The organism is Streptomyces griseorubiginosus, assembly GCF_017614965.1.
Classification (GTDB): Bacteria; Actinomycetota; Actinomycetes; order Streptomycetales; family Streptomycetaceae; genus Streptomyces; species Streptomyces griseorubiginosus_B.
The window spans coordinates 1-9,463 of the sequence record NZ_WVUG01000329.1; the positions used below are offsets into that span (position 1 = coordinate 1).

At 71.1% G+C, this 9,463-nt stretch carries 10 protein-coding genes; 5 read left to right on the forward strand and 5 right to left on the reverse strand.

Annotated features, from left to right (window positions below):
- Positions 1-132 precede the first annotated feature (132 nt).
- Both GRC12_RS37475 and GRC12_RS37480 read right to left on the reverse strand, forming a co-directional pair.
- Complete coding sequence (locus GRC12_RS37475) at positions 133-660, reverse strand: hypothetical protein (RefSeq protein ID WP_208784658.1); 528 nt, start codon at positions 658-660, stop codon at positions 133-135.
- A 4-nt stretch (positions 661-664) separates the two neighbouring features.
- Complete coding sequence (locus GRC12_RS37480; protein WP_208784660.1) at positions 665-3,016, reverse strand: ATP-binding cassette domain-containing protein; 2,352 nt, start codon at positions 3,014-3,016, stop codon at positions 665-667.
- 179 nt (positions 3,017-3,195) lie between these two features.
- On the opposite strand from GRC12_RS37480, the gene GRC12_RS37485 reads away from it, so the two are divergent.
- The 3 genes from GRC12_RS37485 (at position 3,196) to GRC12_RS37495 (ending at position 6,032) form a co-directional block, all read left to right on the forward strand.
- The gene (locus tag GRC12_RS37485; protein ID WP_133046062.1) at positions 3,196-3,393 is read left to right on the forward strand and encodes a DUF4236 domain-containing protein; all 198 of its coding nucleotides are present in this window, start codon (positions 3,196-3,198) and stop codon (positions 3,391-3,393) included.
- 64 nt (positions 3,394-3,457) lie between these two features.
- On the forward strand, positions 3,458-4,987 hold the full coding sequence (locus tag GRC12_RS37490; RefSeq protein WP_208784662.1) for a helix-turn-helix domain-containing protein: 1,530 nt from the start codon (positions 3,458-3,460) through the stop codon (positions 4,985-4,987).
- 370 nt (positions 4,988-5,357) lie between these two features.
- Entirely contained in the window at positions 5,358-6,032 is a 675-nt protein-coding gene (locus GRC12_RS37495; protein ID WP_308286724.1) for a lamin tail domain-containing protein, read from the forward strand.
- Between the two features lie 299 nt (positions 6,033-6,331).
- On the opposite strand, the gene GRC12_RS37500 is transcribed toward GRC12_RS37495, so the two are convergent.
- The gene (locus tag GRC12_RS37500) at positions 6,332-6,772 is read right to left on the reverse strand and encodes a DUF6299 family protein (RefSeq protein ID WP_208784667.1); all 441 of its coding nucleotides are present in this window, start codon (positions 6,770-6,772) and stop codon (positions 6,332-6,334) included.
- Positions 6,773-7,001: 229 nt separating this feature from the next.
- On the opposite strand from GRC12_RS37500, the gene GRC12_RS37505 reads away from it, so the two are divergent.
- The gene (locus GRC12_RS37505; RefSeq protein ID WP_208784671.1) at positions 7,002-7,196 is read left to right on the forward strand and encodes a DUF5999 family protein; all 195 of its coding nucleotides are present in this window, start codon (positions 7,002-7,004) and stop codon (positions 7,194-7,196) included.
- Between the two features lie 53 nt (positions 7,197-7,249).
- On the opposite strand, the gene GRC12_RS37510 is transcribed toward GRC12_RS37505, so the two are convergent.
- Together GRC12_RS37510 and GRC12_RS37515 are read right to left on the reverse strand one after the other, a co-directional pair.
- Positions 7,250-7,648, reverse strand: a complete 399-nt coding sequence (locus tag GRC12_RS37510; protein ID WP_208784674.1) for a RidA family protein — start codon at positions 7,646-7,648, stop codon at positions 7,250-7,252.
- On the reverse strand, positions 7,645-8,796 hold the full coding sequence (locus GRC12_RS37515) for an acyl-CoA dehydrogenase family protein (RefSeq protein ID WP_208784676.1): 1,152 nt from the start codon (positions 8,794-8,796) through the stop codon (positions 7,645-7,647). The genes GRC12_RS37510 and GRC12_RS37515 overlap by 4 nt, the downstream gene beginning before the upstream one ends.
- Positions 8,797-8,935: 139 nt before the next feature.
- Here GRC12_RS37515 and GRC12_RS37520 point away from each other — a divergent pair.
- Positions 8,936-9,463, forward strand: a 528-nt coding sequence (locus GRC12_RS37520) for an AMP-binding protein (RefSeq protein ID WP_208784678.1), incomplete at its 3' end; no start/stop codon positions are given.

The following is a 9,463-nucleotide window of genomic DNA, read 5'->3' on the forward strand; positions in this document are numbered from 1 at the left end:
CCCCACGGACATGTCCTGGGACCTCCTCCACTGGATCCCCGAGGCCGCCGCCACCGCACTGGGCGACTCCCCGCTGGTGGTCGTGTGGCACTTCGAGTTGGAGGACCCCGGGGAGCAGTGACGGCCGCCGTCTCACCCGAGCCGAATCCCGTACTCGCCGAGCCATCCCGCCAGTGTCCGGCGGGAGGTCGTGACCAGACTCCCGCCGGTGAACCGGACGTCCTCGGTGACCTCCGCCACACATCCGACCGGCGGCACGAAAGCCAAGGCCGCCTCGTCGCTGTCGAATTCCGCCTCCGCCAGCACCAGGCCCGCCAGCGGCCCGCCGAAGACGTCGACTCCCAACGGGGGCACGCTCAGCCGCGTCTTGGTGAGGACCGCGGCCGGCAGCGAGGCGAGCAGGTCGTACTCGGCAGGGGACAGATACGTGTTGGTGATGAACCCCTGCACGGCGCCGGGCCGCTCGGCGGGGATCTTCTGGGTGAGTTTGAGCTCCGGTCCCCCGCCGTCCCGGCGCTCGGACCGCCGTAGCCGCAGCCGGGTCCCCGGCAGATAGCGGTCGGTGATCACGCGGGCGGCGGTGACCGACGCGGCAGCGGGAGGCCCTTCCAGGAGGAAACGTCTCTCCCGCTCGACGCGTGCGTACTCTCCCGGGCTCATGCCCCTAGCCGGCCACGTACTCCGCCAGGTGTTCGCCGGTGAGGGTGGAACGGGAGGCGGCCAGGTCGGACGGGGTGCCCTCGAAGACGATGCGGCCGCCGTCGTGGCCGGCGCCGGGGCCGAGGTCGATGATCCAGTCGGCGTGCGCCATGACCGCCAGGTGGTGCTCGACCACGATGACGGACTTGCCGGAGTCGACCAGGCGGTCGAGGAGGCCGAGGAGTTGCTCGACGTCCGCCAGGTGGAGGCCCGCGGTCGGCTCGTCGAGGACGTAGATCCCGCCCTTCTCGGCCATGTGCGTGGCCAGCTTCAGGCGCTGGCGCTCACCGCCGGAGAGGGTGGTGAGCGGCTGCCCGAGGGTGAGGTAGCCGAGGCCGACGTCGGCGAGGCGCATGAGCACGCGGTGCGCGGCCGGGGTCGCCGCCTCCCCGCCGCCGAAGAACTCCACCGCCTCCGTCACCGGCATCGCCAGCACCTCGCTGATGTCCCGCCCGCCGAGCCGGTACTCCAGCACCGAGGCCTGGTACCGCTTGCCCTCGCAGTCCTCACAGGTGCTGGCGACGCCCGCCATCATCGCGAGGTCGGTGTAGACGACACCGGCGCCGTTGCAGGTCGGGCAGGCGCCCTCGGAGTTGGCGCTGAACAGAGCCGGCTTCACCCCGTTGGCCGAGGCGAACGCCTTGCGGATCGGGTCGAGCAGTCCGGTGTACGTCGCCGGGTTGCTGCGCCTCGAGCCCTTGATGGCACCCTGGTCGACCGAGACGACGTTCGCGCCGGGCGGGATCGAGCCGTGGACGAGGGAACTCTTGCCGGAGCCCGCCACACCGGTGACCACACAGAGCACCCCGAGGGGGACGTCGACGTCGACGCTCTGCAGGTTGTGGGCGCTCGCACCCCGGATCTCCAGCTGCCCGGTCGGCTTGCGCACGCTCTCCTTCAGCGCCGCCCGGTCGGCGAGATGACGGCCGGTGACGGTGTCGCCGGAGCGCAGGCCCTCGACGGTGCCCTCGAAGCAGACGGTGCCGCCCGCCGTACCGGCGCCGGGGCCGAGGTCGACGACGTGGTCGGCGATGGCGATGGTCTGCGGCTTGTGCTCGACGACGAGCACCGTGTTGCCCTTGTCCCGCAGGCGCAGCAGCAGTTCGTTCATGCGCTGGATGTCGTGCGGGTGCAGGCCGGTGGTCGGTTCGTCGAAGACGTACGTCACGTCGGTGAGCGAGGAGCCGAGATGGCGGATCATCTTGACGCGCTGCGCCTCACCGCCGGACAGCGTGCCCGAGGGCCGGTCCAGCGCGAGATAGCCGAGGCCGATCTCGGAGAAGGAGTCGAGGGACCGCTGCAACGCGGTCAACAGCGGGGCGACCGACGGCTCGTCCAGCCCGCGGACCCACTCGGCGAGGTCCGTGATCTGCATCGCGCACGCGTCGGCGATGCTGATCCCCTTGATCTTCGAGGCGCGGGCGCCCTCGGCGAGCCGGGTGCCGTCGCACTCGGGGCAGGTGGTGAAGGTGACGGCCCGCTCCACGAACTCCCGGATGTGCGGCTGCATCGCCTCCTTGTCCTTGGAGAGCATCGACTTCTGGATCCGCGGGATCAGACCCTCGTACGTCATGTTGATGCCCGCGATCTTCATGCGGGTCGGCTCGCGGTGCAGGAAGTCGTGCAGTTCGCGCTTGGTGTACTTGCTGATCGGCTTGTCCGGGTCGAAGAAACCGGACTCGATGTAGAGGCGCGAGTTCCAGCCACCGCCCTTGTAGCCGGGGACGGTGATGGCGCCCTCGTTCAGCGACAGGGAGTCGTCGTAGAGCTGGGCGAGGTCGAGGTCGGTGACGTTGCCGCGGCCCTCGCAGCGGGGGCACATGCCGCCGGTCCGCTCGAAGGTCGCCTTCACCGCTTTCCTCGCGCCCTTCTGGACGGTGATGGCGCCGGCCGCGCGGACCGAGGGGACGTTGAAGGCGTACGCGCTCGGCGGGCCGATGTGCGGTGTGCCGAGCCGGCTGAAGAGGATCCGCAGCATCGCGTTGGCGTCGGTGGCGGTGCCGACGGTGGAGCGGGGGTCGCCGCCCAGACGCTGCTGGTCGACGATGATCGCGGTGGTCAGACCGTCCAGGACGTCCACCTCGGGCCGGGCCAGGGTCGGCATGAAGCCCTGCACGAAGGCGCTGTAGGTCTCGTTGATGAGCCGCTGCGACTCGGCGGCGATGGTGTCGAAGACGAGCGAGCTCTTGCCCGATCCGGAGACACCGGTGAAGACCGTCAGCCGGCGCTTGGGGATCTCGATGCTGACGTCCTTGAGGTTGTTCTCACGCGCGCCGTGCACGCGGATCAGGTCATGGCTGTCGGCGGCGTGGCTCATCGTCTCTCCAACGTCTCGGGCGGCCCGGCTCGATCCAACGCTATGCGGGGGCCGCCGGTCGGCGCTTCTCGAATCCTGACCGCTTCCCGGACGATCAAGGGGACGATCAGGGGGGTCGGTCATCAGGAGGCCAAGTCGGGGTAACCGGACAGGAAACAGCCCGCTCGGAAGGAGGCACGATGCCCCTCACGTTCCGCAAGAGTTTCCGGATACTGCCCGGCGTACGCCTGAACATCAACCGGCACTCCTGGTCCATCACCACCGGCGGCAAGAACGGTCCGCGGCACACTCACAGCAGCACCGGACGTCGTACGACATCGATGGATTTGCCCGGGCCTTTCGGGTGGCGGAAGACCCACACCGCCAAGCGACACTGACGGGGCATCACCCGAATGGACCCCCCGAGATGCCCCATCTCATATCTGAGATAGCCTCAACCCCATGGCAGACGACTACCTCGTACGCATCGGCAAGCTCATCCGTGACGCCCGGCAACACCGAGGCTGGACACAGGCACAACTGGCGGAGGCGCTGGGCACCAGTCAGAGTGCTGTCAACCGCATCGAGCGGGGCAACCAGAACATCAGCCTTGAGATGATCGCCCGAATCGGTGAAGCACTCGAGAGTGAAATCGTCTCACTGGGCTACGCGGGACCGATGCATCTGCGGGTGGTCGGCGGCCGTCGGCTCTCGGGGGCCATCGACGTCAAGACGAGCAAGAACGCGTGCGTGGCGCTGCTGTGTGCGTCCCTGCTCAACAAGGGGCGCACCGTGCTGCGCCGGGTCGCCCGGATCGAGGAGGTCTACCGCCTCCTGGAGGTGCTCAACTCCATCGGCGTGCGCACCCGTTGGATCAACGACGGGGTGGACCTGGAGATCGTGCCGCCGGCCGAGCTCGACATGGCGGCGATCGACGCCGACGCGGCGGTGCGCACGCGGTCCATCATCATGTTCTTCGGCCCGCTGCTGCACCGTATGGACCACTTCAAGCTGCCCTACGCCGGCGGCTGCGACCTGGGCACCCGCACCATCGAGCCGCACATGATCGCGCTCAGGCGGTTCGGGCTGGACATCGCCGCCACCGAGGGCCACTACCACGCCCAGGTGGACCGGGCGGTCCGGCCCGACCGTCCGATCGTGCTGACCGAGCGCGGGGACACCGTCACCGAGAACGCGCTGCTGGCCGCAGCCCGGCACGACGGCGTCACCGTCATCCGCAACGCCTCCTCCAACTACATGGTCCAGGACCTGTGCTTCTTCCTGGAGGCGCTCGGCGTCAAGGTCGAGGGCATCGGCAGCACGACGCTCACCGTGCACGGCGTGCCGGACATCGACACCGACGTCGACTACTCCCCCTCCGAGGACCCGGTCGAGGCGATGAGCCTGCTGGCCGCGGCCGTGGTCACCGAGTCGGAGCTGACGGTGCGCCGGGTTCCGATCGAGTTCCTGGAGATCGAGCTCGCGGTCCTGGAGGAGATGGGCCTGGAGAACGACCGCACCCCGGAGTACGTCGCGGACAACGGCCGCACCCGCCTCGTGGACCTCACCGTCCGGCCCTCTAAGCTCGAGGCGCCGATCGACAAGATCCACCCCATGCCCTTCCCGGGCCTGAACATCGACAACGTCCCGTTCTTCGCGGCGATCGCGGCCGTGGCCCAGGGCAAGACCCTCATCCACGACTGGGTCTACGACAACCGGGCGATCTATCTCACCGACCTCAACCGTCTCGGCGGCCGGCTCCAACTCCTCGACCCGCACCGCGTCCTGGTCGAGGGCCCGACTCGCTGGCGGGCGGCCGAGATGATGTGCCCGCCCGCCCTGCGCCCCGCCGTCGTCGTCCTCCTGGCGATGATGGCCGCCGAGGGCACGTCCGTCCTGCGGAACGTGTACGTCATCAACCGCGGTTACGAGGACCTGGCCGAGCGCCTGAACTCGATCGGGGCGCAGATCGAGATCTTCCGGGACATCTGACAGGTGATGGGGCGCCCCCGCCAGGGGGCGCCCTTTTGCGTGGGGCCGTTACTCACTTTCGGGTGACGGCGTTCTCGCAGGTGGGGTGGCGGGGACTGGCGGACAGATGCCACATTCCAGTGTTTCCAAGGGCGCACGATCTCATATCCCGTCAACACGGTGCATTCGGCCCATAAATGGTCGATACAGCCGAGAGTCATAGATATCTGTTGGATCTGTAATGACGCACGCATTTCCCTCACCGGACGTGGGGATTCCGTGCAGGGTGTGGATGTGCGGCCGACCGGTCGCCACCCGCACAACACACCCCGCCGACCTGCGGTTTCATCGCCGTGGCCGGGGTGTTCCGCCCTTGCGAAGGGGGACACTCGTGTCCGTTACTGCTTCCGTCCGCCGTCTGACCGCCGCCGCCGCGGTCGCCGCCGCCGTCGTCGGTGCCGCCGCACTCCCCGCGGCGGCCGCCGACCATCAGCCCGGCCGCTCGCACCACGGCTCGGTGTTCATCAGCGCCGTGCATCACGCCTCCCCGTGGCGTGACGGCCGGGGCAACCGGTCGCTGAACGCGGAGTGGGCGGACATCACCAACGACTCCCGCCGGGCGGTGAACCTGGACCACTGGACGCTGTCCGACCGGGAGGGCCACACCTACACCTTCCATCACGTCCTGCTCCAGGGCCGTGCGACCGTCCGTGTCCACACGGGTCTGGGCCGGGACACGGGGAGCGACGTCTACCAGGCCCGTCGCGGGTACGTGTGGGACCGGAACTCCGACACCGCGACCCTGCGTGACGAGCGCGGCCGCCTGGTCGACGAGACCTCCTGGGGCCGCCACGACCGGGACGGACGGCGCGACGGGGACCGCCGTCACGACCGGGGCGGCTGGCGCGACGGTGGCCACCGCCACGACCGCGACGGTGGCCGCCACGACCGGGACGGCTGGCACGACCGCGACGGCCGGCACGACGGAGACGGCCGCCACGACCGCGACGGTGGGCACGACCGTGACGGTGGGCGCAACGGGCACGGTGGCGACCAGCGCCACTGACCGACCCGGCACGCCGGCCTGATCCCGGCTGACTGACTGGTGGCGCGTTGCCCCCTGGGGGGCGGCGCGCCACCGGCGCATTGCCGCTTCCGCCCCCTTCTCGCGCCCGGAACGACACCTCGCCGGCCAGCGGGTAGATCTTCGGGACGGACTGGCCGGGGTACCGGGGACGGCGAACAGCGGCCGTGCGCTACGGGAGTCGGGCCTGCCGGAGGAGACCCTGCGCGCGGGGCGGTTCCGCCTGGCGGGCCGCCTTCTGTGCCCGCGGTCCGTGGTCCCGCGGGCACGGCGGGCGGCGGTCAGACCCGGGTCAGGGTGATGTCCTGGCGCCGCAGGGCGTGGAAGCGGGGCAGGGGCAGCCCGCCGACGGGACGCAGTTCCATGACGGTGGCCTCGACGGTGGCCGTGCCCGGCTGGACCGGTTCCGAGGAGACCTTGCCGGTGTTCGCCCAGGCGTGCGTCACGCCGTCGCAGACGGCACGGGTGCCGCCGATGCCGTGACGGACGGTCGAGGAGCCCTGGCTCAGGGACGAGCTGACGAAGACCGGGCCGGTGTTGCCGAGACAGCTGTAGGTGCCGGAGAGCGTGACGGTGCCGTCCGCGGCGATGGTGCCGGTGGGGTCGACGGTCACGGTCTCCTGCGGGTCCGCGCTCGCCGGTGCGGCGGTGGCGGCGAGCGGGAGCAGCGCGGCCGCCGCGGCGGCGAGGGCGAGGGCGGGGCGCAGGGAGAGCGCGGGCATCGGGAACCTCCTGAAGGTGGGGCTTCCACTGGTACCGGGCGCGCGCGCGTGTTGCCGTGACCGTCACCCCTTCGGTGGCGAGTCCGCATCGACGGTCGTGGAACCGTCCGGGTGTTGTCCGCGTGTTGTCACGCTTCTCGTCCAGCCGTTCCGATGAGTTCGCGACGGGAGCATGGTCTTGTTCACAGGGACCCGGACCGAGGGGTCCCGACCGACCTGGAGGTGCGCCATGTGTACACGTCGGCCCTCGTGCCCTGCCTCCGACAGCCACGTCCCGCACGTCGTCGCAGCCCACCCCGAGCAGGGCTGGGCGCTGCTGTGCGACGGCGGGATCGTGTTCGACGACAGCGGTGAGCTGACCGCCGACGGCCGCGTCGTCGCGCCGCACCGGCTGCCCGCCGAGCGACTGGCCGTCGCCGCCTGACCGACTCCGCTCAGCACGCCGAGATCCGGGGCGTACGGCTCAAGCGGCACGGCTCAGGGCAGCACGGCGAAGCCGTCGAGCTCCACCTGTGCCTGGTCGTCCCAGAGGCGTACGACCTCCACGACCGCCATCGCCGGGTAGTCCCGTCCCGCCAACTTCCGCCAGATCCGCCCGAGTTCGGGGGCGTGGACGCGGTAGGCGGCGACGTCCGTGGCGTAGACGGTGACGCGGGCCAGGTCCGCGGGGGTGCCGCCGGCCGCGGTGAGCGCGGTCAGCAGATTGGTGAGCGCCTTCTCGAACTGGGCGGGGAGCGTGTCGCCGGTGACCTTGCCCTCGGTGTCCAGGGCGGTCTGGCCGGCCAGGAAGACCACGCGGGTGCCGGTGGCGACGACCGCGTGCGAGAAGCCGGTGGGCGGGGAGAGTTCGGGCGGGTTGACGCGTTCGGTGCTCACTGGTCTGCCTCCGGGGTTTCCGTCTCCGCGTCCAGCTCCTTGTACAACTCCTTCGCGATGATGCCGCGTTGGACCTCACTCGCGCCCTCGTAGACACGCGGGGCGCGCACCTCGCGGTACAGGTGCTCCAGCAGATGCCCGCGGCGCAACGCCCGGGCCCCGTGCAACTGGACGGCCGTGTCGACGACTTGCTGCGCGGTCTCGGTGGCCAGCAGCTTCGCCATCGCGGCGCGCTTGGGGACGTCCGGGGCGCCCTCGTCGTACGCCGTCGCCGCCCCGTACACCATGAGGCGGGCCGCGTCGGTGCGCAGAGCCATGTCGGCGACCTGGTGGGCGACGGTCTGCAGATCCCGCAACTTGCCGCCGAACGCGTCCCGTCGGGCGGTGTGCGCGAGGGTCGCGTCCAGCGCGGCCTGTGCCATGCCGACGGCGAAGGCCCCGACGCTGGGCCGGAAGAGGTTGAGGGTGCCCATCGCCACACGGAAGCCGCGGTCGACCTCGCCGAGGACGTCGTCCGCGGTCACGGGTACGGCGTCGAAGTCGAGGGCGCCGATGGGGTGCGGCGAGAGCATGTCGAGCGCGGTCCCGGTGAGTCCGGGGCGGTCGGCGGGGACCAGGAACGCGGTCACCCCGCGGGCGCCGGCGCCGGGGGTGGTGCGCGCGAAGACGGTGTAGAAGTCGGCCTCGGGGGCGTTGGAGATCCAGCACTTCTCCCCGGTCAGGCGCCATCGGGCCGCTCCGTCGGGCTGCGCCCGCAGCGCCAGCGCCGCCGCGTCCGAGCCCGCGTTCGGCTCGCTCAGCGCGAACGCGGCCACCGCGGTGCCGTCGCTCACCCGCGGCAGCCAGCTCTCCCGCTGGGCGGGGCTGCCGTGGGCGTGCACGGGATGCGCGCCCAGTCCCTGCAGGGCGAGGGCCGTCTCCGCCTCCGTGCAGGAGTGGGCGAGGGACTCCCGCGTCAGGCACAGGTCGAGCGCGCCGGAGGTGAACAGGCGGCCCAGCAGGCCGAGTCGGCCCAGTTCCTCGACCAGCGGGCGGTTGACGTGGCCGGGCTCGCCCTTCTCGGCGAGCGGGCGCAGCCGCTCCGCCGCCAGCGTACGCAGCCGCGCACACCAGGCGATCTGTTCCGGTTCGAGTGAGAATGCGGGCATCGCCGGTCTCCTCTCCGCCACGTCTCCCTCGACGTTATCGCGCTCTGTTGACTGCCGTCACCGACGCGATACGCTCGTTGCCGCGAGCCCACCACGACGCCCACCGACGGCGGCCCACAAGGCAAGGGGGCGAACCGCCATGATCGTCTCGGCCCACGTCGACACCTTCGCGCGCGACCACCTCCCGCCCCCCGACCAGTGGCCCGACCTCCTCTTCGAGCTGCCCGGGCTGCGCTACCCCGATCGGCTGAACTGCGCCGCCGAGCTCCTCGCCGGCCCGCCCCACGAGCGCCCGGTGTTCCACACACCGGACGGCCCCACCTGGACGTACGGCGAGCTGCGCGCCCGCGTCGACCGGCTGGCGCACGTCCTCACCGACGAGCTCGGGGTCGTGCCCGGTCATCGCGTGCTGCTGCGCGGGCCGACCACGCCGTGGCTCGCCGCGTGCTGGCTGGCGGTGCTGAAGGCGGGGGCGGTGGCGGTGACCGTGCTGGCGCAGCAGCGGCCGCACGAGCTGGCAGTGATATGTGACATGGCACAGGTCCGGCACGCCCTCTGCGACATCCGCTCCGTCGACGACCTGGCCAAGGCGGAGATACCCGGCCTGCGCATCACCACCTACGGCGACGACGGCCCCGACGACCTGCTGCGCCGCCCGGCCCCCGAG